A 26,827-nucleotide genomic window follows, 5' to 3' on the forward strand; every position below is an offset into this window, starting at 1 on the left:
AATGAATTTTAATAGTGAAAATATTGAACTCTTTATTACCGTACTAGATACGGGATCTTTCTCTGCGGCCGCTCGTAAACTAAATCGAGTCCCCTCAGCAGTGAGTATGGCTATTGCTAATCTAGAAGCAGAATTGGGTTACACCTTATTTGAGCGTACTCCTCGCAAGGTCATTCCAACCGCTACAGCATTAGCTTTGGAACCTCAAGCGCGAATTATTTCTGAACAACTTAGGCTATTTAGTACTCATGCTCATGAACTTTCTTTAGGGCTTGAAACTAAATTACGTATTGGTGTGGTCTCAGATGTAAATACCAAATTATTATTCTATTCAGTAAAAAAGTTAGCTGATAAATTCCCATTATTAAATATAGAGGTTATTACTGCACCTCAAGATGACATCGTTAATTTACTTTATAGAGAAGAAATTAGTCTTTGCTTAGCAGGTTCAGACCTCAATATAAAAATGCGTGAAAATTTGCAATTAGTAATGGCTGAAACAGTCGTTGCTACTATCTCGTCTAGTCACACTCTTCTACAAGAAAAAACAAAGCAGTTTTCTATTGAAGAATTAATCAATATTAGGCAAATTGTAGTGGCGAGTAGTGATCATGAAATGACAGATTCGCGTTCAATTATTGGTGCAATGTACTGGAAAACGAATAGTCTACAAACAGCAATTAATATGGTTGAAGCAGGACTTGGTTGGGGAAATTTCCCGTTATCGTTAGTACAAGAAAAAATTGATCAAGGTCAGTTAGTTCTTTTAGATTTTAAAAATACCAAAAATCATTTACCTCTATCCATTTACTTAATTTGGCTTCAAGACCGCCCCTTGTCTAAAGCAGCTCGAGAACTCATTCAAATTATTCAAGAAAATTTATAATTTTTATACTCTAGTTCTGAGAAGGCATACTCTCGTTTTATAGTTTTTATTTCTGATTGTATATACTTACTTTTAAAATTCAGATTATTGCTCTTTCCTATTTTCTCTATATTACAAAAGCAAGAAGCCTACTTTAAAAGCAGGCTTCTTACTGTATTTCAGGACTAAGCAATAGTTTTTTATTTTGGGAAAATACATTTATACTTTATTAAAACCTAGCATTTTAGTCAAGAATAAAATCAATGAAATACAATCAATTGCACCTAGTGTGAAAGTAGTCACACTTTAAGTTTTATATAGAAAACGCATTAGAAAAAGAAAGAAATTTCAATTAAAAAAACTTCCATTTTTTTGACTCAAAAGTGCTAATTTTTTAATAAATTGAGATAAAGCTTTTAATGTTAAGATGTCTCTAACTTCATTTATTAAAAATCATATTTATCCTTAAAGCTTTACCTATCACATATTAAATTTATTTTTTTAAAGACTTTAGTCTCCTAACATTTTCTGAGTAATTTACAATCATCTACCCTATCTACAAACGTAAAAATTTGTATCTCCTAAAATAAAACTAATTTTATAAGTATGATCGTTTATTCTTATTTTTTAATATGAATTAGACTCTCTAATTCATATTACTAAAAAAATACTCACCTTTACTAGATTTATTACAGTTTCTATGAAATTTCAGAGAATAACTCTGATTAGAGTGATATAGAATTGACTATGATAAGAAGTCATCGACTATATAAATATAATTTTTTTTGAAGCAATATTTTTGTAAAAATTCAATGAAGACCAAATATTTCTTGAATTCATTTTATTTATAATACTTTCATTGTTTTATTAAAATAATGTTTAATAAAAAATTGATAAATTGTGCATAAAACACACATATATAAATTATGCTTGTACTCTATTAGTTTGAGTGACCTTATCTAGTTTATATTTTTTAGTATTATTCAATCACCCCACAAATTGGTTAAATTTCAAACAACACCTATTTTAAATAGAATTAATGATTTGAACAGGATAAGCAATTAAATCTCACTCACTATAAACTTTTGGCTGGAATAAGTTCTAATTGATCGATAAATAACTAAGTTCACTTTACTCATGAAGTACTCATACGCTAGAATCACTCTCGCTTGTAATATTTAACCAAAATAACACAATTTTTTTGGGTCCAAAATGTGCCTACTTTAGAAAATGACTTGTGTTTAATTTAAAAATTGATTAGTATTGCACGCACTGAAAAGCCTTGAGATTAAAAGCTTTTCTGACTTATAGGGCCTATAGCTCAGTTGGTTAGAGCAGCGGACTCATAATCCGTTGGTCCCGTGTTCAAGTCACGGTGGGCCCACCAAATTCGAACCCCATAAACCAAAAAGTTTATGGGGTTTTTTAATAGCTATCTAAACAGAATTCGTTTTACCGCTATAAACAATATTTAAAATTTAATTATAAAAATGTAAAGTTTATTTTATCTTAAAATTTTAACTGGTTTAAAATACGTTTTTTTCTAAACTCAATATCCTATTTTTTCTATTAAGCTAAGATTTGCTTCCTCATAGGTTCCGAATGCTCTAATTGAGCATCCCAAAATTTTTCCCATAAATCACAATACTCTAAGCATATCTTTTCAATATAGCTATAATCTTCTTCTGTACAGGCTTGCATCAAGACATACCATAAATCTTCTTCATGATCATCATCTGCGGCTTCGGCACTTTCATCCTCAGAAATACCATGCACATGATAATAACCACCACCCTCTACCTCCAAACCTACAGCTTTAGTCGCTTTACGTAACGGTGGACTATAAAGGATGACCTCTTCTTCAGCGACGGCTAACAAAGCTGAAACAGCTTTATAGTCATCATAAGCATCTTCTAAAAAAACTCGAACTTGATCTGCAATTTCAGTCGGCTGATAAGTTAGACGGTCTTGTTCCGTAATACCAAAGTCATTTAATACGTCTTCAAATAAAGGATAGTGAGCATATTCAGGATTTCCCTGATAATAACCATCTTTGTCTAAACCAGGTCGAAATCCAAACTCATCAAAAATATTTAGGCTCAAAAGAAAGCGCGGAAACATTTTCGCACCAGCATGCAATCTTGGCTCTAGTTGTTTAGTTTGAAATTGAGCCATGAGCAGTGCATCAGTAAAAGTTTGTACAATTGCATGGCGATATTCTAAGTGTATTTTTTTTAAATTTTCTTTATTAATTTCTCCGTTATTTAAAATATCAATTGCAGGATGATGTGAAACTGCATGTTTAGCAATTTTTGCTCTTAATTGGTTCAAAAAGTCTGAATTTTTTTCCCATAGCTCAGCTGAAATGCTTTGCTTCATCCCTGCGAGTGCTTTCTTTCTAGGATTATTAAAATTCTCAAATTTCTTAGGCATATCTACTCTCATTAAAGTTATTGAAGCCTGTTCGATTTTTACATAATTTATTACAAAAACAATGACTTAAATTAATATTTAAATATATTCCCTTATCAATCAATATTAGAATTAAAATCGTACGAAATCAAATAGAAAATTTAAAAAAAAATCAAGATAATGATAATCATTATCACAATATAAACTTGTATCTACCCCCTTTTTTTACTATGATAATTCATATTAAAATTTTAATTTTTAGATTAAGTTATAATTAGTTCTAACTATATGGAATAGTAATGTCAAAAAAAGAAGATATTATAAATACTGCTTTAAATTTATTTAATCAGATTGGATACAATGCAACTGGTGTTGACCGTATTATTGCTGAATCTAATGTTGCAAAGATGACCTTTTATAAATATTTTCCTTCGAAGGAAAATTTAATTATGGAGTGTTTGCAACATCGAAATTTAAATATTCAAAATTCAATTAACGAACAATTAAATTTACGTCAAGATGCTAGTCCACTTGAGAAAATCCACATTATTTTTAATTGGTATATTGAATGGATTAATAGTGAAACATTTAATGGATGCTTATTTAAAAAAGCATTTATTGAAGTATCTAAACAATATACTTCAATTCGGGAACCCTTTTACGAGTATACGAAGTGGTTGACTCACTTATTACAAGAACAGCTCACTCAATTAGGCATAGAAAACCCTACTCCACTTACTCACATCATTATTTCTATTATTGATGGAATGATTATTGATGGAACAACAGATAAAAAGCTAATTAACGCTGAAAAAATTTGGCAATATATTGAATTTTTAATTAATGAAGAGATACCCCAATCGGTATCTTAATTTTAAAATTATCTAAGTTTATTAAGTTTAAAAGAAAAATAAGAAAGAACTTTTTAAATCTTCAATAGCTTAGATGATCTTCATTTTTGGTGCTCTACGTTAGCTTTCATAATTTTTCTAGGCTTTTTTACAATCTCATATTAGAATCCTGAAAATTTATCACCTTGCACTGATCTATGAAAAAAATTCTAGCTAACTCTATCTTTAAAGCTGCTGGTTGGACCTATAATGTAGATCCCGAAATTCTTGAGAAAAAACAAGTTATTATTGGCTTTGAACATACCTCAAATCTAGATGCAGTGCTCTCTATTGCTCTCTTTCAAATTTTAGACATTAAGGTTCATACTTTAATAAAAAAAGAACTTTTTAAGGGTCCTCTTAAGCCAGTTTTAGAAAAACTTGGTGGCATTCCAGTTGACCGCAAAGCGAGTAAAGATATTGTTTCTCAAATGGTTGAACAATTTCAAACTCATGAAACTTTTAACTTGGTGATTGCTCCTGAAGCTACTCGTGCGAAAGATGGTTCTGAACGTAAACCTATCCGCACAGGTTTTTGGCATATTGCGAAAGCAGCTAATGTTCCTATTGTACTCATGTATGCCAACGCCCGAAGCAAACAAGGCGGGATTTTAGGCAAAATTTATCCAACAGATTTACAAAAAGATTTGGAAACGATTAAAGAGTTATATGCGCAGTTTGACATAGACGTCAAAATTAACTAAATCAAATTGGATTTGATTCGGCCTAATCTCACTCATTAGGCCTTAAGCTTATTATTCTGATTCAATTGGCTAACAAAACGCAGGGCAACAGTTTTCAACAAAACCAAGCCTATGCTAATATTCCAGCACTTTTGCATTTTCTTTTTTTGGAGTTCACGTCCATGGCGGGTCATTCTAAATGGGCCAATATTAAGCATCGTAAAGCGAAACAAGATGCAAGTCGCGGTAAAGTTTTTACTAAATATATTCGTGAAATTGTGACTGCTGCCAGACTTGGCGGTGGAGATGCTGCTAGTAACCCTCGTCTGCGTGCAGTAATTGAAAAAGCTCTTTCAGTTAATATGACACGTGACACCATCAACCGTGCAATCCAACGTGGTGCCGGTGGTGAAGATAATGATGATTTAAAAGAAGTAACTTACGAAGGTTATGGTGTTGGCGGTGTTGCTGTTCTTGTTGAAACAATGACAGATAACTTGAACCGTACAGTACCAGATGTACGTCACTGTTTTAGTAAGACAAATGGTAACTTAGGAACTGCGGGTTCTGTCGCTTATCTATTTACTAAACGTGGTGAGATTACTTTTGAAGATGTTTCTTTAGAAGACAAAATCATGGAAGTTGCTTTAGAAGCTGGCGCTGAAGATATTGAAATTTCTGAAGATGAAATTTTAGTAATCACATCACCAGAAACTTTTGGTGAAGTTCAAGATGCTCTTACTGCTGCTGGTTTAAAATCTGACAATGCAGAAGTGGTTATGAGTCCATCAACCAAAGCTGAAATTACTGATGTCGACCAAGCAAAACAAATTCTAAAAATGATTGATATGTTTGAAGATCTTGATGATGTACAAAACGTTTATACCAACGTTGAGTTCACAGATGAAGTTTTGGCTCAACTTGATGCCTAAATCAAACATTTGAATTGAAAAAACGCACCAAATGGTGCGTTTTTTTATAGTTTATTGAGTAAGTTATAGCAGTTAAAAACATTATATTTTTTAATAACAAAGCTGGAATGCAATGCAACAACATTGTCAATTTTTCCAATACGTCTTAATAAAATTTCACTGTAGTCATCCATGTTGCGTGCTACAAGTTCTAAAATAAAATCGGCACTTTGCCCTGTCACTAGAAATGCATTGGTCACTTCTGGAATTGCTTCTATTTCAGAAAGAAACTTATCAAATGTTTCGGTGTCATGCTTACTCAATGAAACTTGCAATAAAATGTGTAGAGTAAATCCAAGTTTACTAAAATTAATTTCCCTTTTGAGCTGCCCCATAACGTTGGCTTCAATCAGGTGCTTAATGCGGCGATGCACAGAACTGACTGACAGATTGATCCGTTCTGAAAGTTCATTCAAATTTAAGTCTTCATGAGACAAAATTTCTAGAATTTGTTTATCAAAACGATCTAACTCCATTGTTATCTCCAGCCAGAATTTTACAGTGACGACAGTATACCCTATACAACTCACCTGCATTTAAAATACAAAGGTTTAAAAATAGCTAAAACGTTTAATTCTTTTACACATTTTATTGCAGACGTGCATTTTAACCGTGCAAATAATGGAGCATATGGCGCATTTTAGAAAGTCAATTTCATGCTCTCATTTATTTTTTCCAATATAAGATATTACTCGCCCCATTATTTAAATATAGATAACTGATAATTATAAAAATTTTACTATTTTTATAAATTCTTAAAGTTGGCATTATTATTGTTATGTATTTGCAGGAAAATTTTTATCCATGTCGGGGAGTTCCTGTGAATAAGATCAAAACACTAGTGCTAGCAATGAGTTCTTTAGGCGTAATTAGCTTGACGATGCCTGTGCATGCCGCTACAGATGCTGAAGTTAACGCCTTACGTGATGAAGTAAAGGAATTAAAACAGCTCGTCCAGAAACTATCTGATCAACAAAAAACAACTTTGTCGGTTAGTGCTCCAGCAACAATTCCTGTAGCACCAGCTGCTCTTACACCTCCTGTATCAAAACCAGGTTGGATGGCGATGGCCGATGGGCAAACCCAAGTTAAGCTTTATGGTAGTGTCCGCGCAGATGCAACCTATGACTTTAAAGGTTCAAATGGCAGCATTTCAAATGGCGCTAACTATCCATTAAATAAAGATGATCCGAAACAAGACTCACTAAATGTATCTGCTGCAACCTCAAGAATTGGTCTAGATATTACTCGACCTACCCAATACGGAGATTTAACCGGAAAAATTGAAGCCGATTTCATGGGTGGAAATGGCGATAATGGTAATGGTACCTTCCGTGTCCGCCATGCCTATATGTCTTTAGGAAAATGGTTAGCAGGTCAAACGACCTCACCTTTTGTAAACACAGATACATCACCAGAAACAGTAGATTTTAATGGTGCTATTGGTACAGGTACTACACGTACAGTACAGGTTAGGTACACTCAGCCAATTAATGCTCAACAGAAAATATTAGTTGCCTTAGAAGGCGGTGATGTTGAAAAAGCTGGTAATGCTGCCGGTGGAAGCCGCTTTCCTGCTTTCACAGCACGCTATGATTTCAAAACTACAGATAATAAAGGCCTATTACAGTTACATGGTCTTGCCCATGAAAACCGTGTAGCTCCCAAAGATAGTACTTCTGAAGAAAAATTTGGTTGGGGTGTTGGGGTTGGCGGTAAATATGATTTAACGCCTCAAGATAGCTTGGTTGCTAATTACTATCATGTTAAAGGAGATGGCCGCTATTTACTTTATAGCAACTCAGCTTATGCCTATGACACAACAACTCAGGATATTAATTTAGGTGAATTTGATAGTGCCGTTATTGGCTATCAACGGAAATGGAGCCCTATTCTCCGCTCTACTTTTGCAATAGGCGGTATTCAATATAAAGATGATAGCATCTATGCAAATAGCAATTTAACCAGCACCAGCTATAACAAAGAAATTTATAATGCCTTGGTCAATTTAATCTGGAACCCAGTTAAAAATATTGATTTAGGTGCAGAATATACATATGGCCAACGAGAAACTTTCGCAGGCGATAAAGGTGATTATTCTCGCGTCAATTTATTAGCAAAATATAGTTTCTAAAAGTTTGATGTAAAAAAAGAGCCTTTTAAAAGGCTCTTTTTTATTAATGGTATTAATGCATAGCTTGAATTTTTTCTAAGAAGAGCTTCGCGCGCTCGTGGCGAGCATCTAAATTATCAAAGAATTCATGCGTTGGGCAGTCTTCTAAAATCTTACCTTCATCCATAAAAATTAGACGGTTAGATACTCTTTTAGCAAAACCCATTTCATGTGTAACACACATCATGGTCATGCCCTCATGTGCAAGTTGCACCATCACTTCAAGTACTTCCCCGACCATTTCTGGATCAAGTGCAGAAGTTGGTTCATCAAACAACATACAGATTGGGTCCATGGACAAGCCACGAGCAATCGCTACACGTTGCTGCTGACCACCAGACAATTGACCCGGAAACTTATCTTTATGCGCAAGCAAACCTACACGCTCTAAATATTTGAGACCTTTTGCACGTGCATCGGCAACTGAACGCTTTAACACTTTAACTTGAGCAATTGTTAAATTTTCCAAAACAGTCATGTGTGGGAAAAGTTCAAAATGCTGGAACACCATTCCTACTCGTGAACGGAATTTAGCAAGATCCGTTTTTGAGTCTTTCAGAGAAACGCCATCAACAATAATATCGCCTTGTTGAAATGGTTCTAACGCATTTACTGTTTTAATGAGTGTTGATTTTCCTGAACCAGACGGTCCGCAAACAACAACGACATCACCTTTTTCAATACTCGTCGTGCAATCTGTTAAAACCTGAAAATCACCATACCATTTAGAGATATGTTGGATGTCTATCATTGGCATTTAAAATCTCCAATTAGCGAATGATGGCAATTTTTTGCTGTAAGCGTTTGACTAATTGTGACAGCACAAACGAACTACAGAAGTAAACTACAGCGACGATTAAATAGAATGTTGCTTTGGTTTCAGGGCCATATGTATTAGCCAATGTATCTGCACGACCTAAAAAGTCTGGTGCACTAATCACATAAACTAATGAGATATCCTGAAATAAAATAATTGTTTGAGTTAACAATACTGGGAGCATGTTACGAAAGGCTTGAGGTAAAACCACGTAGCGCATTGATTGACCATAGGTAAAACCTAGCGCGTAACCTGCATGTACCTGACCTCTTGAAATAGACTGAATGCCTGAACGCACAATTTCCGAGAAAAATGCAGCCTCAAAAATAGCAAAAGTCACAACACTTGAAAACAACGGTCCCCAATATGTATCAGATTGAAACTCAAATATTTTCGGCAATAAAAAGTAGAAAATAAAGATTACCTGAATCAATGGAATACCACGAAACAGATCGACATAAAATTTTGCGAAATTACTTGCTACGGCATTGCTAGACAAACGCATCATTGCCAATGGGGTTCCGATTAGGATACCGCCCATCATTGCCAGCACAGTCACAGTAAGGGTAAAAACGAAACCTTCTTTGAGTGCCGCGATCACGTCAGGATTGTGTAATAAAGAAAAATCCATAATTACTTCCCTCCTGAACCTAAACCAGGTACAGCCATTCGTTTCTCAATCCATGCCATGATAAATTTAATGCTATAAGTAATGATCAAATAAACAGGTGTAGACAGAATAAGAATAATGATGTCCTGAGAAGTTTCTTCCCGCATGGTTTTTGTATAAGCGAAGAAGTTCAAAACACTCAAAGCATATAAAACAGCTGAGTTTTTGAAAACGTTCATTGCTTCAGAAGTAATCGTTGGCCACACAGTGCGATATGCAACAGGTAAAATGACATAGCGATAGCTTTGTGCAGTGGTAAAACCTACTGCGGAAGCAGCAAATTTTTGTCCTGTTGAAACAGTATTAATACCGGCACGTATGTGCTCAGATACACGTGCAGCAGTGTAGAGACCTAATGCAAAAACACCAATAACTGCAGGCTGATGATTTAAAATATTTTTCCACCACCCACCTGCAACCACATCCCCACTGCCTGCACTTAAGCTGTCCGGTAAAAATTCCGGAAAAACAAATGCCCAGAAGAATAGCTGCACAATAAGTGGAATATTACGGAAGATTTCAACGTAACAATTGCCAATAAATGAGAGAGGTTTGTTGGGTAATGTACGAATTACCCCTAGGAGAGAACCTAATAAAAATGCGATAAGAAAGGCTATAACAGCTGTCCAAACCATAGTAAAGACGCCTGAACCTAACATTTGTAACCATGTGGGCGCTTCAGCATGAGCATTGTAGCTTGAGCTACCAATTACTCTACAGACTGATTCTGCCCATGCGGCTTTATCGACACCATATTCATTAGACTCCGCACAGAATATAGTCCAGTTTAGCGAGCCGACTGACATGTTTGCCCCTTAAATGAATACTTTAGGAAAATAGACCGCTTAAGCAAGTGAGGTTTCACTTACTTAAGTAAATTTAGGACAACAAGATCTTGTTAGATCCCTGCATCTGTTGGGTGAGCTTTTAATTTCTTATAAGATGAACTTTGTGGCATGTTCAAATTTGTATTTTTTGGTGGAATTGGCGATAAGAACCACTTTTTATATAAAGCGTCCATTTGACCAGTTTTCCATAGATTATTTACAGTACGGTCAGCAATCGCTTTGAACTTCGTATCACCTTTAGCGAGCATAATGCCATAAGGCTCTGATGAAAGTACTGGACCCACAATTGCGAAAGCTTTAGGTGTTGAAGATTTAGCAACCAAACCAGCTAAAATATTATCATCCATAACAAATGCAGCAGCACGGCCTGATGCCATCATTGCAAAAGAGTCAGAATGATCTTTACCATAGATATTTTGGATATTAAGCGCTTGGCCTTTTTCATTCATCTTGATGTATTTGTCAGATGTTGTGCCTTGAGTTGTTACAACTGCCTTGCCGTTTAAATCTGCCAAACTCTTAATACCAGAGTTCGCTTTAACTGCCATACGTACTTCTGTCGCATAGTAGTTTGTTGAGAAACCAACTTGTTCTTGGCGTTGCTTAGAGTTTGTGGTCGTACCACATTCCATATCGATATTGCCTGCTAAAAGTTCAGGAATACGTGTTGATGAAGTTACTGCCTTGTATTCAACTTTTAGCCCAGGCATTTTCAATTCTTTTTTAATGTCATTTGCAAACTGGTTACAGATATCGACTGCATAACCTACTGGTTTACCTGCAACAACATATGAAATTGGGTCAGAAGATTCTCGGTGGCCAATGACGATTTTTCCACTGCTTTTGATTTTAGCTAATGTATCTGCTGCCTGAATTTGAGAAGTAGCACCAACCGTACAAAGCATAAATGTTGAAATAATGAGAGAGGTTGCAGAACGTTTCATAAGAACTCCTTGATGATCATTCTCTCTATTTATCTATAGAATCATTCATATAGAGCAATAGAGTGATTTATTATTAAATTGCAATTATCGCGCCAACTTTTCCAAGTAGGACACATCCATTTGCTTCACTTATTTTATTCAGTCTGTTTTGCAGAGTTAATACCTTTAAAACTGCTAACATGTTTCTACTTTAATCTATGTTTTAATCTTCTGTCTATTATTAAGCTCATCTATTTACACTTAAATGTGGCAATTATTGATTACAATGTAAACACATGCACAATAAAGTGGCTTAACTTCAGCTAAAAACTGTTTTTAGAAAAATTATATTTTGTGAAAAATTATAAAAATTAAAATTATTAGAGATTTAGCTACACATTAAATTCACTTTGTAAAAAGTAACTTAAACATCAAAATAATATTTGCAAATGGTTTAATAAAAATCATTTATAAAATTGATAGTAATATTCAGATAAATGAGAGAGTTTGGAAATATTACAAAAATGCCCTGAGAAAATCAGGGCATTTTATAAAGTTCAAATTCCTCGCCAATCTACTCGAGCGTTTCTTTCAGTTTGATATATTCTTAAAACATATTGCCCTAGAGGTAAATCGAGTAAATATTTTTGATAGTTGACCCATTCTTCAGAAACTTCTTCTGCTTCTTCTCGCTCCCACGGCGTACCTTTCACCTCTAATAGTGGTGCGAGTATCGAACAAACAGAAATATCAGCAAGACTTAAGCGATCACCCACCATGTAGCGCGCTTGATTTTCAATTAAAGAGTGGTTGAGTTCATTTATAAGTTCGCCCATGCGTTCTTTGGACTGGCTTACTAACTCTTCTTCAAGTTTATAGTTCTTCTTTACGAGGGTTTTGAGAAAAGGTTTAGATATTTTTTCAAACTGACGTAAATAGCCTTGTTCGCCCATCATAATTTCTAGAGCATGATCCCCTTGGGCTAAATTATGTGCTAATGCCCAACGGCGCACATGTATACCAAGCTCATCAGCTAAACTATCAATTTTTAAAGTTTGTTGTCTAAGTTGCTCATCACGGCGTAAAAGCGCGTGTTCTGGGTAGGTATCATCCAAATAAAGTGCAATTTTGGTTGATTCGGCGATCCACTGATGATCATCTTTCAAAATCGGCAGTAAATTTTGCCCTGTTTTGAGTTGTGCGAAAGCACGATGAAATCCAGGAATCAAGTTATGAGCCACATAATCAAGTTCTTTATGGTCTAACAACCAGCGAGCTTTTTCACAATAATGGGACAAAGGAAACTGATACAAAACCCGCATAAAATCTCCACGTTTATTTTTATTTGACTATTTGTACAAAAATGGTCGATGGTAAGTAGATACTTTAAAAGCTATTTTTATTTAAAACAATGGATATTGTGCTCATTTTTTGCTGACAGTTAGGTATAGCTTTTTATATCTTTTTTTACCGTACTTATTGCTGTTTTTCATATTAAAACTATTCCTATTATTAATTTTCTTCATAAAAATAACAAAACATTGATTTATATAAACTTTTAATATCTTTATTTCTCTATTAAAAATCAAAAAAAATGCTTTGCACTTTATTTCATAAGCTGAGCATAAGTCCTCGTTTAGTGGAAAAATATTTCTTTTGTAAGGTAGTGACAGCAATACAAGGTGTCATTATGTCTAATTCTCTATCTAAAACGACGGCATACGTCCAAATCATTCAAAATGATCAACAAGCCATTAATGCTGCTTATCAAGTGGCTGATTATGCTTTAGAGGGTCGTAATACACGTGATCAACAACGCTTATTACCGCATGAGCAAATTGAAAGCTTTAGCCAAAAAGGCTTAGGCGGAATTCGAATTGCGAAAAAATATGGCGGAGCTTTTGTTTCCAATAAAACTTTAGCGCACGTTTTCCGTATTTTAAGTAAAGGTGATGCGAATGTTGGTCAGATTCCACAAAATCAGATTAGCCTTTTAAACCTGATCGGAATTATGGGGACAGAACAACAAAAACAATTTATCTTTTCAGAAATATTAGCAGGTAAGCGTCTTGCTAACGGTGGTCCAGAACGCAATACACATGACTCAAAAACATTAAAAACCACACTTAGCATTGAAAATGGCAAATACCTTTTAAACGGCGAAAAGTTTTATTCGACAGGAACAAGTTTTGCACACTGGCTTGCAATTAAAGCGGTTCATCCAGATGGCCATGTCGTTTTAGTCATTGTTAACCGAGAGACTCAAGGTATTGAAGTCATTAATGACTGGAATGGATTTGGTCAGCGTACTACAGCCAGCGGTACCGTTAAATTAAATAATGTCGAAGTTAACCCAGAACTTATTTTTGATGAACGTTTATTAACTAAAACCCCTACTTATCGCGGTGCTTATTCTCAGTTATTACAAGTTGCCATTGATGTAGGTATTGCAGAAGCTGCATTTGACGATACTTTATCGACTATTCATAAAGCACGTCCAATTATTGATGCAAATGTTGAAAAAGCCAGCTTTGAACATTACACCCTGCAAGAGGTAGGTAAGTTAAATATTTTACTCGACGCTGCAATTTTGCTGCTTGATGACGCTGCTGAATATTTAGATGAACTTGACCAACTGCAAACTGTGACTGATGAACAAGTAGCAAAAGCTTCAATTTTGGTCGCAGAAGCGAAAGTCTACGCCAATGATGCGGCTCTACAAATCTCTGAAAAACTACTAGAGCTGGGTGGTAGCCGTTCAAGTTTAAGCCAACACAATTTAGATCAACATTGGCGAAATGCCCGTGTACATACCTTACACGACCCTGTTCGCTGGAAATTACATGCCATTGGCAATTATTACCTTAATGGTCATTTCCCTGCCCGCCATGCTTGGATTTAAGGAGAAATTGTCATGACTTCATATCAATCGGTTCAAACGAAACAAACCTCGGCATCTGGCCAAGCACATATTATTCAAAATGATGCGGAAGCATTAGAAGTTGCCAAACAGTTTGCTGAGCAATTTAAAAAAACTGCAGTTGAGCGAGACTCTAAGCGAATTCTACCCTATACCGAAATTGATGCTTTAAGCCAATCAGGTCTTTGGGCAATTACAGTGCCAAAGCAATATGGCGGTGCCGAAGTTTCAAGCCATACCGTTGCTAAAGTGATTGCTCTTTTAAGCGGTGCAGATGGTTCAATCGGACAAATTCCACAAAACCATTTTTATGCTCTAGAAGTCTTACGCAATACAGGCACAGAAGCTCAAAAACAACGTTTATATGGCGAAGTGTTAAATGGCACTCGCTTTGGTAATGCACTTGCCGAGTTTAAAACTAAAACTTCAACTCATAAACAAACCAATATCCGTCCGCATGAAAATGGTTATCTCATTCAAGGTGAAAAGTTTTATTGCACAGGAAGTTTATTTGCGCACCGTATTCCAACCTTAGTTTTAGACGATGCAGGTCGAGAATATCTAGCATTTGTAAAAAGTGGTTCACAAGGATTAAAACTTGTTGATGACTGGTCTGGTTTTGGACAAAAAACTACAGGCAGCGGCACAGTTAAATTTGATCAGGTTTTTGTCGATGCAGATGATGTTATTCCTTTTGATAGTGCATTTTTACAACCAACCTTAGTGGGCCCTTTTGCCCAAATTATGCATGCCTCAATTGAGGTAGGCATTGCACGAGCAGCCTTTGAAGAAAGCTTGCAAAGAGTGCATCAAGCCCGCCCTTGGATTGATTCAAATGTAGAAACGGCAAACCAAGATCCTTTAACGATTTATGAATTGGGACGCATTGCTGTCGATGTACGGGCAAGTGAAGTCCTATTAAAACAAGCTGCTCAATCAATTGATACAGCAAAAATTGAAACCACACCTGAAAATCTTGCTAAAGCATCCATCGATGTTGCCAAAGTACGTGCTCATAGTAGCGATATCGCACTAAAAGCATCGTCTAAGCTGATTGAACTTGCTGGTAGTCGTGGAAGTCAATCACAAGATGGTCTAGATCGTTTCTGGCGCAATGCGCGCGTACACACGTTGCATGATGCTGCACGATGGAAATATTACTTTATTGGGAACTATGTTCTTAACGGTGTTCTACCACCTCGTCGGGGGACATTGTAATGACAGACTTCAAAGCGAAAGAAATTTTACTCAATGCTTTTGATATGAACTGTGTTGGACATATCAATCATGGCTTATGGACACATCCACGTGATGAATCACACCGCTTTAATGAACTGAGCTATTGGACAGAACAAGCCAAAACCTTAGAAAGTGGTTTATTTGATGGTTTGTTTATTGCGGACATTACAGGTGTTTATGACGTCTATCAAAATGGTATTGATCTGACTTTAAAAGAGTCCATTCAGCTTCCAAGCCATGACCCATCTACACTCATTTCAGCTATGGCGGCAGTCACTCAAAACTTAAGTTTTGGAGTCACTGTGAACTTAAGCTATGAACATCCGTATCAATTTGCACGTCGTTTTGCGAGTCTCGACCATTTAACTCAAGGTCGTATTGGCTGGAATATCGTGACAGGTTATCTAGATAGTGCGGAACGCTTGATTGGTCAAAAAGGTTTAAAAGACCATGATGCCCGTTATGAACAAGCCGAAGAATTTTTAGAGCTTTGCTATAAATATTGGGAAGGTTCATGGGAAAACGACGCAGTAAAAAAAGATAAAGTACAGCGTATTTTTACAGACCCATCTAAAGTTCACACCATTCACCACCACGGAAAATACTACCAAAGTGAAGGTGTGTTTCAAGTGTCTCCTTCTGTGCAACGCACCCCGACATTATTTCAGGCAGGTGCTTCATCAAAAGGTATGCAGTTTGCTACTCGCCATGCTGAATGTATATTTATTGGCGGCGAAAAACCCGAAAAAATACGCGAACAAGTGAAAAAGATTCGTGCTCTTGCAGAACAGCAAGGCCGTGCAGCGAATGACATTAAAGTCTTTGTTGGCATAACTGTTGTTGTTGCTGAAACACATGATCTGGCTGTACAAAAACTTAATGAATATCGTCAGTATGCAAGTCCTGAAGCAGGTTTAGCGCATTATGCGAGTTCAACTGGTATCGACTTAAGTAAATTTGCCGACGATGAAGCGATTCCCTACCAGAAAAGTAACAGCATTGTTTCGATTACCGAAAAATTTAAAGAACAGCAAATCACTAAAAATGATTTAAAAGCTCAGCATGTTTTAGGCGGTCGTTATCCGCTCATCGTGGGTAGTGGTGAAGAAGTTGCTGAATACTTAATTCATCTTTTAGATGAGACCGATATTGATGGCTTTAATTTGACACGTACTGTTGCACCCGAGTCTCACCACGACTTTATTCGCTTGGTCATTCCTGAACTACAACAACGTGGTCGCTATAAAACTGCATATAAAACGGGTTCACTACGGAACAAAATCTTTAATCGCGGCGATCAATTACCAGAACAGCACCCTGTTCAAACGTTCCGATGTAGTCCCTATAACAACAGCAAAAACTTAACAAAAATTGAAGAAATAACTGCCTAAATTTGGAGATAGACATGGCTCAAACAGCCTCTAAAAAATGGCTAGGCGTAGGCTTAGTCGTTGTAGTCCTTTTTGTTGCTTTATTCTTTTGGAATAAACACCGTCAAAGTGGCTCAAATGAACTTGTAATTGGTATTAGTCCACCATTTGCAAAAACATTACAAGCTGCTGCTGATGAAGCAAAGCAACAGGGTTTAAATGTAAAACTGGTCGAATTTTCCGACTGGAACACACCAAACATTACCTTAAATCATGGGGATATTGATGCGAACTTTTTCCAGCATCAACCTTTCTTAGACAATGCAATTAAAGAAACTGGCTTTAAATTAAAGGCATTTGCAGTAGGTGCAGCATCACATGTCGGACTTTATTCAAAGAAATATAAAAGCTTTGATGAATTGCCACAAAACGCACGTGTAGTCATTCCAAATGATCCAGTGAATCAAGGCCGTGCCCTACTACTTTTACAGCAAGCAAAATTAATTACGCTTAAGGATTCAAACAATCACTTATCTGCACTCAAAGATGTTGTTTCAAACCCTAAAAATTTGCAATTCGTAGAGGTTGAAGGGCCACAAACTGCTCGTGCAATTGATGATGTTGACTTAGCTTTTGGCTATCCACATTACTTGCGTTTAGCAAAAACAGCTGACCCTGAAAGTGCACTTTTACTTGATGACAATACCAATAAACGTTATGCCATTTTGTTTGTAGTGCGTGATGACTATCAGGATAAGGGCGAAAAATTGAAGAAATTTGTTAAGATTTATCAAAACTCGCCAAAAGTTAAAGCTGTGTTAGATGCTGAGATTGGGCCAAAACTTTGGTTCCCTGGCTGGAAGTAATAACGGAAAGATTATGGCGATTCAGTTCAAACAGCATAAATCTTGGTTACTCGGAATTACGATTGTTATCGTAGTTCTGGGCCTCGTCGGTTACCGTTATATTAAAAATAAGCAGCCCGATGATGTGTTAACGATTGGCATTAGCCCGCCTTATGCTGAGTTACTACAAAGCGTTGCTAATGAAGTGGAAAAACAAGGTATTCATGTCAAACTCGTTGAATTTTCTGATTGGCGAGCACCAAATGTTGCCGTACAAAACGGCGATATTGACGCAAACTTTTTCCAGCAAAGTGTATTTCTACGCAATGCTGTTAAAGAAACTGGTTATGACTTACATGCATTTGCCGTGGGCTCAGGAAGTCATGTAGGTTTATATTCAAAAAAATATAAAACACTTGAAGACTTACCTTCGCAAGCACGTGTTGCTATTCCAAATGATCCCGTCAATTTAGCTCGTGCCTTAATTTTGCTCCATCGCGCGAGCTTAATTCAGCTGAAAGATAGCAACAATGAGCTTTCAACGACTCAAGACATTATTGCCAATCCTAAACAGCTAAGCTTTGTTGAGGTTGAAGGCCCACAAACAGCACATGCATATAACGATGTCGATTTAATTTTCGGCTTCCCCCACTACTTAAAAATGGCAAAGGTAACCGACCCACATAGCGCATTATTTTTAGATCCAATCGATAAAAAATACGCAATTTTGTTTGTGACCCGTCGCGATTACCAAGACAAAAACCAAAAACTCGCAACCTTCGTTAAAGCATTCCAGAACTCAAAACAAGCACAAGATATTCTGGATAAAGACTTTGGCCAAGGTATGTGGTTTCAAGGCTGGAAATAAGGAGAATGACGATGGTGAGTTTTGGATCACAAGTTGATTTTTCTCTACCCCATATCAAAATTCGTGGTTTAAATAAGTTTTACCAATCGCAGGGTCAAAAACTGCATGCTTTAAAAGAGATTAACCTTGATATTCCTCAAGGTAAGATTTTAGGCATTATTGGTAAAAGTGGTGCCGGAAAATCTTCCCTACTCCGCACGTTAAATGGCCTAGAACAAGTAAATACAGGCAGTATTCATATTCATCAACAAAACATTGCTGAATTGAGTCATTCCGAGCTTATTCAAACACGCCAGCGAATTGGAATGATTTTCCAACATTTCAATTTGATGTCTGCAAAAACAGTTTGGGAAAATGTGGCTTTGCCTTTAAAAGTTTCCAATTACAACAAAGCAGATATCGACCAACGTGTAAATGAAGTTCTAGCACTCGTAGGTCTTGCAGATAAGTCTGGTCATTATCCGTCACAACTTTCTGGCGGGCAAAAGCAACGTGTCGGTATTGCACGTGCACTTGTTCACCACCCTGAAATCTTACTTTGTGATGAAGCCACCTCAGCACTTGATCCAGAGAGTACCGCCACTATTTTGGCTTTACTTAAAAAGATTAATCAGGAACTCGGCCTAACGATTGTACTCATCACTCACGAAATGCAAGTTATTCGAGAAATTTGTGATCAAGTCGTGGTGATTGACCAAGGTGAAATTGTAGAAGCTGGACAAGTTTGGTCTGTGTTTTCACGACCAGAGCAACAAATTACTCAAGAATTGTTAAACCTTGAGCAGATCACTCTGCCTTTTAAAATCAGTCCTCTACCCGATGAAGATTCGACTCATATTATTGTAAAACTGAAATATGAGGCTGAAGCACATCAAGTTCCGGATATTAAAGAACTACTGGCTAGATTTAAAGCACCCGTCAATTTATATCAAAGTCAGGTCGATACCATTCAAGGCCACATTATTGGTTCACTTTTAGTCGGTATTCCGAACGTAGAAATTGATCTTTCATCTATACGACAAGATGCATTAACTGCAATTGCACAATTTGAGGTACTTGGCTATGCACGACCAGCTCATTGATTTATTAATTACTGGAACAGTAGACACGTTACTTATGGTAGGTGCATCTGCGTTTATTGCTTTTTTAATTGGCTTACCGATTGCTGTTGTTTTAGTCAGCACTTCTGAGCACGGCATTCATCCGTCACAAAAAATTAATCAGGCTTTAGGTTGGGTCATTAACATTACTCGTTCTGTGCCTTTTCTTATTTTAATGGTCGCACTCATTCCGCTTACTCGCTGGATTGTCGGTACGAGTTATGGCGTTTGGGCAGCTATTGTTCCATTGACCATTGCAGCAATTCCTTTTTTTGCCCGTATTGCAGAAGTCAGCTTACGTGAAGTCGATCAAGGCTTAATTGAAGCAGCACAAGCAATGGGTTGTAACCGTAAACAAATTATTTGGCATGTGCTTTTGCCAGAGGCTTTACCAGGTATTGTGGCAGGCTTTACTGTGACTATTGTGACCATGATTAACTCCTCTGCCATTGCGGGTGCTATTGGTGCTGGTGGCTTAGGAGATATTGCTTATCGTTATGGTTATCAACGTTTTGATATGCAAATTATGTTGGCTGTGATTTTTGTGCTCATTGTTTTGGTGATGTTAATACAAGCGACAGGCGATGCATTAGCCCAGCAACTTGATAAACGTAAAGTTTAAACTCAACAGAACCCCGCTCTAGCCATGACTTTGTCATGGCTTTCATGTAAAATCAGCCACAATTTTTAATTTACACATTTGTGAGTGGTTTTCATGGGTTTTAATTGCGGTATTGTTGGTCTGCCAAACGTAGGGAAATCTACCCTTTTCAATGCATTAACGAAAGCAGCAATTGCAGCGGAAAACTTCCCTTTCTGTACCATTGAACCAAACACAGGTATTGTTCCTGTACCAGATCCACGTTTAGACAAACTTGCTGCGATTGTTAAACCGCAACGTATTTTGCCAACTACAATGGAATTTGTGGACATTGCAGGTCTTGTTGCTGGTGCATCAAAAGGTGAAGGCTTAGGTAACCAATTCCTTGCTAACATTCGTGAAACTGATGCAATTGCACATGTTGTACGTTGTTTCGAAGATGAAAACGTGATTCACGTAAATGGTAAAATTGATCCATTAGACGACATCGCAACTATTAATACTGAACTTGCACTTGCCGACCTTGAAACTGTTGCTAAAGCAATTTTACGTTTAACTAAAGTTGCTAAAGGCGGAGATAAAGAAGCTGTAGCAACTAAAGCAGTTTTAGAAAAAATCCAACCTTTACTTGACGAAGGTAAACCAGCTCGTGCAGCTGATTTGTCTGATGACGAACGTAAATTAGTTCGTGGTTTTGGTTTAATGACTTTAAAACCAACCATGTATATTGCAAACGTTGCAGAAGATGGTTTTGAAAACAACCCACACTTAGACGCAGTTAAAAAACTTGCGGCTGAAGAAAACGCAATTGTTGTTCCTCTTTGCAACCAAATCGAAGCTGAAATTTCATTATTAGAAGATGAAGATCGTGCTGAATTTTTAGAAGCAATGGGCATGGAAGAACCAGGCTTAAATGTGGTTATTCGTGCAGGTTATGCACTTTTAGGTTTACAGACTTATTTCACTGCTGGTGTACAAGAAGTACGTGCATGGACAGTCAAAGTTGGCGCAACTGCTCCTCAAGCGGCTGGCGTGATTCATACTGACTTCGAAAAAGGCTTTATCCGTGCTGAAGTTGTTGCATACGATGACTTTGTACAATACAACGGTGAGAACGGCGCTAAAGAAGCTGGTAAATGGCGTTTAGAAGGTAAAACTTACGTTGTTCAAGATGGCGATGTAATGCACTTCCGTTTTAACGTATAAGTTAAAGCTTTAAAAAAAAGCCCCATCATATTGGGGCTTTTTTTATATTTATAATGAATGATTCAAATCCATCATATCTCGTTTACTACGTGCCTCTTTCAAAATTCGCTCATGCAAAGGCTTTCTAAAACCCAGCATAAATATAAATTCTGCCAATACAAATAACGGCCCAATCGCAAGTCCAATCACATCATCAACAAAAGCTGGTTTTTTCTTTTCGAAATAATGCCCAACAAACTGAAAGACCCACCCCACCACAAAGAAACCAATACTTGCTGCCAACCATTCTCCCCAAGACAATTGAGCAATTTCGCTCGCCAGTGGATACACAGCGACTAAAAGAATCAGCATGAGTAAACCAAATACTTTATCTAAAATAAAATAATAAATCGTACTAGCTGCAATCAACACCATGGCTAAAGTCAATTTAAAACTGCCAATATCGATTCCTGCTCTCGCAGTTAAACATAAAATTGAAAACACGATGAGCGGAATACCGATAAAATGCGTCAAAATATTTTTATGATTTAAGTGGTAAGCCGCATATTTGCTAAGCTGTTGCTCCAGATTTGACATGAGTTGTTCCCTATTCATCTATCTATAGTCATACTGTACAAATAAAGAAAACTTAAAGTTGTCAGCTATTTGACAAAGTAATGATTTTTTTTCATGGATGGCTCAATATTGGATCTTATTTATATTAATCGACTAAGAGAAAATACATGGTTTAGTGTGCTTCCAGAAGCATTCCAAAACTTTATTCTAGAGCATGGTAAGCAAAGAACATTTGAAAAAAACAATTATGTGTTCCGTGCCCAAGATATATTTGATGGCATTTATACTGTGCTTGAAGGCTCAATTAGCTTGGGCTATGTCGACGTAAATGGTAATGAAGCGCTTTCTGCAATTGCTGAACCAATTATGTGGTTTGGTGAAATATCCCTGATTGATCATGAACCGCGCTCACACGATGCGATTGCCTTGAAAAAAAGTACAGTTCTGCATATTCCCGCAAAACCATTAAATGAATTACTCAAAGACAATCCATATTATTGGTACTACTTTGCACGCTTAACCAGCCAAAAACTCAGATATGTTTTCTTAGAACAGATTGCTATCCAAACACGCAGTATTTCTCAAAGGCTTGCTCAACGTCTTCTATTCATTTTAGAAGGATATGGGAATCATATTCTTATTCAAGATCATCACATCCATATTTCTCAAGAACAATTGGCAAATATGCTGACCACATCTAGACAGACTATCAACCATGAGTTGAGCCTGCTCGAAAAACAGAAAATCATCAAAATTGCTTTTAGAAAAATCGAGATTCTAGATATTGAGAAGTTGAAAGTAGTTGCTCAAGCCCATTCCTAATCTTTGCACAACCAGCTATATGACAAAAACTTAAAACCAAATTAAAAAAATAGATAACGCTGCAAAACAACACATTGTTCAAACTCTATTTCACAAAATAAATGTTTTAAAGCAGATATTTTCATTTTACACTCAAGCTGAGCAATAATACTCAACAAGGCGCTGATTAACATGAAAAAATTATCAACAATTCTTACAGCAGGCGTATTGGCTATGTTAAGTGTTTCGGCATTTGCATGTCCAAAAGGAACTCAATTACAAGGTGGTACAGGGCCAAATCATAAAGGCGGGAAATGTGTTGCTGCACATGGCAAAGCAACTGCTAAAAAAGAAGCAGTAAAAACAAAACAAGATGTTAAAAAAGATATGACTGAACAAAAACATGAAGCAATGATGAAATCTATGCATGCTCAGCACGATGCAACTCAAATGAAACATGATGCAATGAAACCAGCAACAAAACCTTAATTAACATTCACTCATTATCGTTTTAAAAGCAAAAAAGCGAGATTGATCATCTCGCTTTTTTATATTTATAAATTTTATTTTGGAGATGTATTTCCAAGATTTGGCGTATCGATTGCATCCTTACATTGCGCTTTATCTCGCTCATAATCTGCTTGTTTCTTAGTAACTGAATCATTATTTTCAAGCGTTTCGCGTGCCCACACATCTAGACTCGTTAGAGCTTTACGACAAAGTGCGTACTTCCCTTCTGTCACAGAATCAGTCATTTTCACATTAATGCGCCAGTCCGTACTCAATTGACGTAAAGGTTTACGAACTTTGTCATCGATTTGGCTCAACTGCTTTTCATAAACTAAATGCTCAACCGCATTAATCAATGTCCATGCTTTTTGAGCATAAACAGTTGCGTCATTGGTCAGTTTAGGTGCTGGCTTAATTTCTACTTTTTTTTCTGCCTCATGATTACCATTGTCACAGCCCTGCAATGTAAAAATACCTGCACTCAACATGGCGATATAAACTAAACGAATCTTTGCGTTGAACATAGCAAACTGCCGATTAAACATTTCGGCACTATGCTATTAAATTCGGCTACAATACTCAATCTTTCAAGTATTTTTATCATTTGGTTTATTGCCAAGGTGTATTGTGTCCGAACAACAATTGATGCCTGCCCAAACGGCAACTTTTTGGCAAGGCGCCAAAGATAGCCAAGCTATCGTACTCACCTATTTACCCGTTTCTTTTGCCTTTGGCGTTTCTGCATCTCAGTTTGGTTTTACACCATGGGAAGCATTTTTCCTATCTTGTTCAATGTATGCTGGAGCCAGTCAGTTCTTAGTTGTTGCACTTTTAGCCAGTGGTTCATCTATCTGGTTAACTGCATTAACAGTCATTGCACTTGATATTCGCCATGTACTTTATGGACCAGCGCTATACAATCTGATTCCAAACAAATTAAATCTAAAAAAAACGGCGCTGTGGGCGTGGGGCTTAACAGATGAAGTTTTTGCCAGTGGAATGATCCAACTGTCACAACGTCGTCAGCAATGGTCCGAGTCTTGGATGTTAGGCTTAAGTCTATTTAGTTGGATGGCTTGGGCAACTGGCTCATTGTTAGGCGGATTATTTGCAGATCAAGTCGCTCATCTTCCCAAGTTTTTACAAGCAGCCTTAGACTTCTTATTACCTGCTTTATTTTTAAGTTTTTTATTAGCGGCATTTGAGCGAAAGCATAGCCTTGTAGTTGCTGTATCTTTAGTCGTTTCAGCGTTGTCATGCTATTGGATTAACCTATCTGCGGCTATTTTTATAGGTATTCTTTCAGGCATTTTAGCCGGCTTGTTTAAACATTATGTGCTGAAACAACAAGAAGAGGTCGAAGTTTAAAATGAACCTAGAGATTATTCTGGTCGGTATCATTGTTGGTATTGCCAATTTTGCCTCACGTTTTGGACCATTCTTTGTTATACAAAAGCTACAAGGGACACAGCAAAGACGTGGTTCAGTATGGCTAAAAATTGCTTTGGGTTGTATTGGTATATCTGCAATTAGTGCCATGCTTGTGGTTGCCACTCTTCCACCACTTCTTGAAAATCCTGATAAAAGCTTAGCCATGCTTATTGGCTTTCTGGTTTTAGCAGGTCTTTATTTTAAATTTAAGAAAATTGTTTCGGCAACGTTAACTGCCGCAATTGTTTATGGCCTGATCTATACTTATTTACCTTTATAAATAGATAAACTGACCTTCCTTATATAAAATGAAACCTAGCCAGAAGCCTTTAAGATTGAAACTTCTGGCATAAAAATCTAATTTTTGAATTGATTAAAAAGATAATCTTACCTACTTCATAGAGATAAAAATGTCACAAGTTAAAATTTACGCAAATGAACAAACGATTATGCAGTATCGAGAATTACTTTCTCATGCAATCCATCAAGCTTTAATTCAAGAGTTGAAATATCCTGTCGAAAAAAGATTTCAGCGTTTTATTAGTCTTAAGCCTGGAAATTTTATCTATCCTTCGGACCGTAGCCAACACTACATTATTATTGAACTCTCAATGTTTGCGGGACGTACCCCAGCTACTAAGAAACAACTCATTCAAACTTTATTTCGCAATATTGAAGAACAATGCAAAATAGCTCCTCAAGATATTGAAATTACGATTTTTGAAACCCCTAAAGAAAATTGGGGTATCCGCGGTAAAAATGCAGATGAGTTGCTTTTAAATTATCAAGTTAATATCTAAAAAAGTGACATCTTAATTGTCCGACAAAATTAATCTTTTTATGTGTCATAAAGCTTAACTCCATCATAAGTTCTGCTATGCTTAAAAAAATAATTTTGTCAGGACGATTCGCATGAGCGTGACACTCGGTACCCCACTTCAGTCTTCTGCATTTAAAGTTTTATTGTTAGGTTCAGGAGAGCTTGGCAAAGAAGTTGTAATTTCTTTACAACGCCTTGGTGTAGAAGTACATGCAGCCGACCGTTATGATCATGCGCCAGCCATGCAAGTTGCACACTTTTCTTATGTGTTAAATATGGCTAATCCAACTGAGTTAAAACAGCTCATCGAGAAAATTAAACCGAATTTAATTGTTCCAGAAATTGAAGCCATCGCTACAGAAGTTTTGCTTGAAATTGAAGCGAGCCAAACTGCAACTGTTATTCCTTCCGCTAAAGCTGTAAACCTAACAATGAACCGTGAAGGCATTCGTCGTCTTGCGGCTGAAGAACTTGGTTTACCTACTTCTGCTTACCGCTTTGCTGACTCTCTAGAAAGCTTCCGCGCTGCTTCTGATGATATTGGTTATCCAAACTTTGTAAAACCAGTAATGTCATCTTCAGGTAAAGGTCAGTCTCGTGTAAAAAGTTTCGATGAAGTCGATACTGCTTGGGAATATGCGATGCAAGGTGGTCGTGTTAACCAAGGTACGGTCATTATTGAATCTCAAATTGATTTTGATTTTGAAATTACATTACTTACCGTTCGTGCTAAAAACCCTGAAACTGGTGAAATCGAAACTCACTACTGCGACCCAATTGGTCACCGTCAAGATGCTGGTGATTATGTAGAAAGCTGGCAACCTCAACCTATGACCGTTGCTGCGCTTGAAGAAGCAAAACGTATTGCGAATAAAGTGACAATAGCACTTGGTGGCTGTGGTATTTTTGGTGTAGAACTGTTTATTAAAGGCGACAAGGTCTGGTTTAGTGAAGTCTCGCCTCGCCCACATGATACTGGCCTAGTGACTTTAGCGTCACAATTTCAAAGCGAATTTGAATTGCATGCTCGTGCTATTTTAGGATTGCCAGTGAATACGGCGCGCCATAGTGTTGCTGCTAGTGCAGTGATTTATGCAGGGGTCGATGCTAACAACTTAAGCTATAGCGGTTTAAATACGGCATTGGCTAACCCAAATACCGACTTACGCCTGTTTGGTAAACCAGAAGGTTTCAAACGACGTCGTATGGGTGTGGCAACTGCGCGTGCAGAAAATACGGATCTTGCTCGTACTTTAGCGAAAGAAACCGCTGATCAAGTAAGCGTAAACACCAACTCTTAATATTTACT

At 36.8% G+C, this 26,827-nt stretch carries 28 protein-coding genes and 1 tRNA gene; 20 read left to right on the plus strand and 9 right to left on the minus strand.

Annotated features, from left to right (window positions below):
• The first annotated feature begins 1 nt into the window (after position 1).
• Both FY048_RS06580 and FY048_RS06585 read left to right on the plus strand, forming a co-directional pair.
• Positions 2-886, plus strand: coding sequence for a LysR family transcriptional regulator (locus tag FY048_RS06580; protein ID WP_446090585.1), 885 nt, complete (start codon positions 2-4; stop codon positions 884-886).
• Between the two features lie 1,289 nt (positions 887-2,175).
• Positions 2,176-2,252 (plus strand) — tRNA-Ile (locus FY048_RS06585).
• Positions 2,253-2,434: 182 nt separating this feature from the next.
• On the opposite strand, the gene FY048_RS06590 is transcribed toward FY048_RS06585, so the two are convergent.
• Positions 2,435-3,298: a hypothetical protein gene (locus tag FY048_RS06590; protein WP_446090586.1), complete on the minus strand. Its 864-nt coding sequence runs from the start codon at positions 3,296-3,298 to the stop codon at positions 2,435-2,437.
• Between the two features lie 278 nt (positions 3,299-3,576).
• On the opposite strand from FY048_RS06590, the gene FY048_RS06595 reads away from it, so the two are divergent.
• The 3 genes from FY048_RS06595 (at position 3,577) to FY048_RS06605 (ending at position 5,782) form a co-directional block, all read left to right on the plus strand.
• Entirely contained in the window at positions 3,577-4,149 is a 573-nt protein-coding gene (locus tag FY048_RS06595) for a TetR/AcrR family transcriptional regulator (RefSeq protein WP_336166338.1), read from the plus strand.
• A 176-nt stretch (positions 4,150-4,325) separates the two neighbouring features.
• Complete coding sequence (locus FY048_RS06600) at positions 4,326-4,871, plus strand: 1-acyl-sn-glycerol-3-phosphate acyltransferase (RefSeq protein WP_446090587.1); 546 nt, start codon at positions 4,326-4,328, stop codon at positions 4,869-4,871.
• Between the two features lie 161 nt (positions 4,872-5,032).
• Positions 5,033-5,782 carry a YebC/PmpR family DNA-binding transcriptional regulator gene (locus FY048_RS06605; RefSeq protein ID WP_016138429.1) on the plus strand — a complete coding sequence of 250 codons (750 nt, stop codon included), beginning with the start codon at positions 5,033-5,035 and terminating at the stop codon, positions 5,780-5,782.
• A 44-nt stretch (positions 5,783-5,826) separates the two neighbouring features.
• On the opposite strand, the gene FY048_RS06610 is transcribed toward FY048_RS06605, so the two are convergent.
• The gene (locus FY048_RS06610) at positions 5,827-6,297 is read right to left on the minus strand and encodes an Lrp/AsnC family transcriptional regulator (RefSeq protein WP_004642558.1); all 471 of its coding nucleotides are present in this window, start codon (positions 6,295-6,297) and stop codon (positions 5,827-5,829) included.
• A 344-nt stretch (positions 6,298-6,641) separates the two neighbouring features.
• On the opposite strand from FY048_RS06610, the gene FY048_RS06615 reads away from it, so the two are divergent.
• Entirely contained in the window at positions 6,642-7,955 is a 1,314-nt protein-coding gene (locus tag FY048_RS06615) for a DcaP family trimeric outer membrane transporter (protein WP_446090588.1), read from the plus strand.
• A 52-nt stretch (positions 7,956-8,007) separates the two neighbouring features.
• Here FY048_RS06615 and FY048_RS06620 read toward each other — a convergent pair whose 3' ends face one another.
• The 5 genes from FY048_RS06620 to FY048_RS06640 form a co-directional block, all read right to left on the minus strand.
• Positions 8,008-8,751: an amino acid ABC transporter ATP-binding protein gene (locus tag FY048_RS06620; RefSeq protein ID WP_003651348.1), complete on the minus strand. Its 744-nt coding sequence runs from the start codon at positions 8,749-8,751 to the stop codon at positions 8,008-8,010.
• Between the two features lie 13 nt (positions 8,752-8,764).
• Positions 8,765-9,442 (minus strand): amino acid ABC transporter permease, encoded by a 678-nt coding sequence (locus tag FY048_RS06625; protein ID WP_446090589.1) that lies wholly within the window; start codon positions 9,440-9,442, stop codon positions 8,765-8,767.
• Between the two features lie 2 nt (positions 9,443-9,444).
• Positions 9,445-10,287: an amino acid ABC transporter permease gene (locus tag FY048_RS06630; RefSeq protein WP_446090590.1), complete on the minus strand. Its 843-nt coding sequence runs from the start codon at positions 10,285-10,287 to the stop codon at positions 9,445-9,447.
• A gap of 92 nt (positions 10,288-10,379) precedes the next feature.
• Positions 10,380-11,273, minus strand: coding sequence for an amino acid ABC transporter substrate-binding protein (locus FY048_RS06635; protein ID WP_004642554.1), 894 nt, complete (start codon positions 11,271-11,273; stop codon positions 10,380-10,382).
• A gap of 536 nt (positions 11,274-11,809) precedes the next feature.
• The gene (locus tag FY048_RS06640) at positions 11,810-12,574 is read right to left on the minus strand and encodes a glutathione S-transferase family protein (RefSeq protein WP_446090591.1); all 765 of its coding nucleotides are present in this window, start codon (positions 12,572-12,574) and stop codon (positions 11,810-11,812) included.
• Between the two features lie 344 nt (positions 12,575-12,918).
• On the opposite strand from FY048_RS06640, the gene FY048_RS06645 reads away from it, so the two are divergent.
• From FY048_RS06645 to ychF, 8 genes are all read left to right on the plus strand, one after another.
• Complete coding sequence (locus tag FY048_RS06645) at positions 12,919-14,154, plus strand: SfnB family sulfur acquisition oxidoreductase (protein ID WP_446090592.1); 1,236 nt, start codon at positions 12,919-12,921, stop codon at positions 14,152-14,154.
• Positions 14,155-14,166: 12 nt separating this feature from the next.
• Entirely contained in the window at positions 14,167-15,390 is a 1,224-nt protein-coding gene (locus FY048_RS06650) for an SfnB family sulfur acquisition oxidoreductase (protein WP_446090593.1), read from the plus strand.
• Positions 15,390-16,802: an LLM class flavin-dependent oxidoreductase gene (locus FY048_RS06655; protein ID WP_446090594.1), complete on the plus strand. Its 1,413-nt coding sequence runs from the start codon at positions 15,390-15,392 to the stop codon at positions 16,800-16,802. Before FY048_RS06650 ends, FY048_RS06655 begins: the two co-directional genes overlap by 1 nt.
• Before the next feature lie 14 nt (positions 16,803-16,816).
• Positions 16,817-17,647 (plus strand): MetQ/NlpA family ABC transporter substrate-binding protein, encoded by an 831-nt coding sequence (locus FY048_RS06660; protein ID WP_446090595.1) that lies wholly within the window; start codon positions 16,817-16,819, stop codon positions 17,645-17,647.
• A 13-nt stretch (positions 17,648-17,660) separates the two neighbouring features.
• Positions 17,661-18,494 carry a MetQ/NlpA family ABC transporter substrate-binding protein gene (locus FY048_RS06665; RefSeq protein ID WP_446090596.1) on the plus strand — a complete coding sequence of 278 codons (834 nt, stop codon included), beginning with the start codon at positions 17,661-17,663 and terminating at the stop codon, positions 18,492-18,494.
• A gap of 5 nt (positions 18,495-18,499) precedes the next feature.
• On the plus strand, positions 18,500-19,576 hold the full coding sequence (locus tag FY048_RS06670) for a methionine ABC transporter ATP-binding protein (RefSeq protein ID WP_446090597.1): 1,077 nt from the start codon (positions 18,500-18,502) through the stop codon (positions 19,574-19,576).
• Positions 19,557-20,216, plus strand: coding sequence for a methionine ABC transporter permease (locus FY048_RS06675; protein ID WP_016138440.1), 660 nt, complete (start codon positions 19,557-19,559; stop codon positions 20,214-20,216). The genes FY048_RS06670 and FY048_RS06675 overlap by 20 nt, the downstream gene beginning before the upstream one ends.
• A gap of 93 nt (positions 20,217-20,309) precedes the next feature.
• Positions 20,310-21,401 carry a redox-regulated ATPase YchF gene (gene ychF, locus FY048_RS06680; protein ID WP_004642544.1) on the plus strand — a complete coding sequence of 364 codons (1,092 nt, stop codon included), beginning with the start codon at positions 20,310-20,312 and terminating at the stop codon, positions 21,399-21,401.
• A 48-nt stretch (positions 21,402-21,449) separates the two neighbouring features.
• On the opposite strand, the gene FY048_RS06685 is transcribed toward ychF, so the two are convergent.
• Complete coding sequence (locus FY048_RS06685) at positions 21,450-21,977, minus strand: Mpo1 family 2-hydroxy fatty acid dioxygenase (RefSeq protein ID WP_446090598.1); 528 nt, start codon at positions 21,975-21,977, stop codon at positions 21,450-21,452.
• Between the two features lie 93 nt (positions 21,978-22,070).
• Here FY048_RS06685 and FY048_RS06690 point away from each other — a divergent pair, with 93 nt between their 5' ends.
• Complete coding sequence (locus FY048_RS06690; protein ID WP_446090599.1) at positions 22,071-22,778, plus strand: Crp/Fnr family transcriptional regulator; 708 nt, start codon at positions 22,071-22,073, stop codon at positions 22,776-22,778.
• Between the two features lie 171 nt (positions 22,779-22,949).
• Positions 22,950-23,246 carry a hypothetical protein gene (locus FY048_RS06695; RefSeq protein ID WP_446090600.1) on the plus strand — a complete coding sequence of 99 codons (297 nt, stop codon included), beginning with the start codon at positions 22,950-22,952 and terminating at the stop codon, positions 23,244-23,246.
• 74 nt (positions 23,247-23,320) lie between these two features.
• Here the strand turns inward: FY048_RS06695 and FY048_RS06700 are convergent, their stop codons facing one another.
• Positions 23,321-23,791, minus strand: a complete 471-nt coding sequence (locus tag FY048_RS06700; RefSeq protein ID WP_446090601.1) for a hypothetical protein — start codon at positions 23,789-23,791, stop codon at positions 23,321-23,323.
• Positions 23,792-23,912: 121 nt separating this feature from the next.
• Here FY048_RS06700 and FY048_RS06705 point away from each other — a divergent pair, with 121 nt between their 5' ends.
• The 4 genes from FY048_RS06705 (at position 23,913) to purT (ending at position 26,819) form a co-directional block, all read left to right on the plus strand.
• Positions 23,913-24,635, plus strand: coding sequence for an AzlC family ABC transporter permease (locus FY048_RS06705; RefSeq protein ID WP_446090732.1), 723 nt, complete (start codon positions 23,913-23,915; stop codon positions 24,633-24,635).
• 1 nt (position 24,636) lies between these two features.
• Positions 24,637-24,978: an L-valine transporter subunit YgaH gene (gene ygaH / locus FY048_RS06710; RefSeq protein WP_446090602.1), complete on the plus strand. Its 342-nt coding sequence runs from the start codon at positions 24,637-24,639 to the stop codon at positions 24,976-24,978.
• A 130-nt stretch (positions 24,979-25,108) separates the two neighbouring features.
• On the plus strand, positions 25,109-25,498 hold the full coding sequence (locus tag FY048_RS06715; RefSeq protein WP_446090603.1) for a tautomerase family protein: 390 nt from the start codon (positions 25,109-25,111) through the stop codon (positions 25,496-25,498).
• A 112-nt stretch (positions 25,499-25,610) separates the two neighbouring features.
• The gene (purT, locus tag FY048_RS06720) at positions 25,611-26,819 is read left to right on the plus strand and encodes a formate-dependent phosphoribosylglycinamide formyltransferase (RefSeq protein WP_446090604.1); all 1,209 of its coding nucleotides are present in this window, start codon (positions 25,611-25,613) and stop codon (positions 26,817-26,819) included.
• Positions 26,820-26,827: the final 8 nt, after the last annotated feature.

The sequence above is a fragment of the Acinetobacter sp. 1124_18A genome (assembly GCF_052824995.1).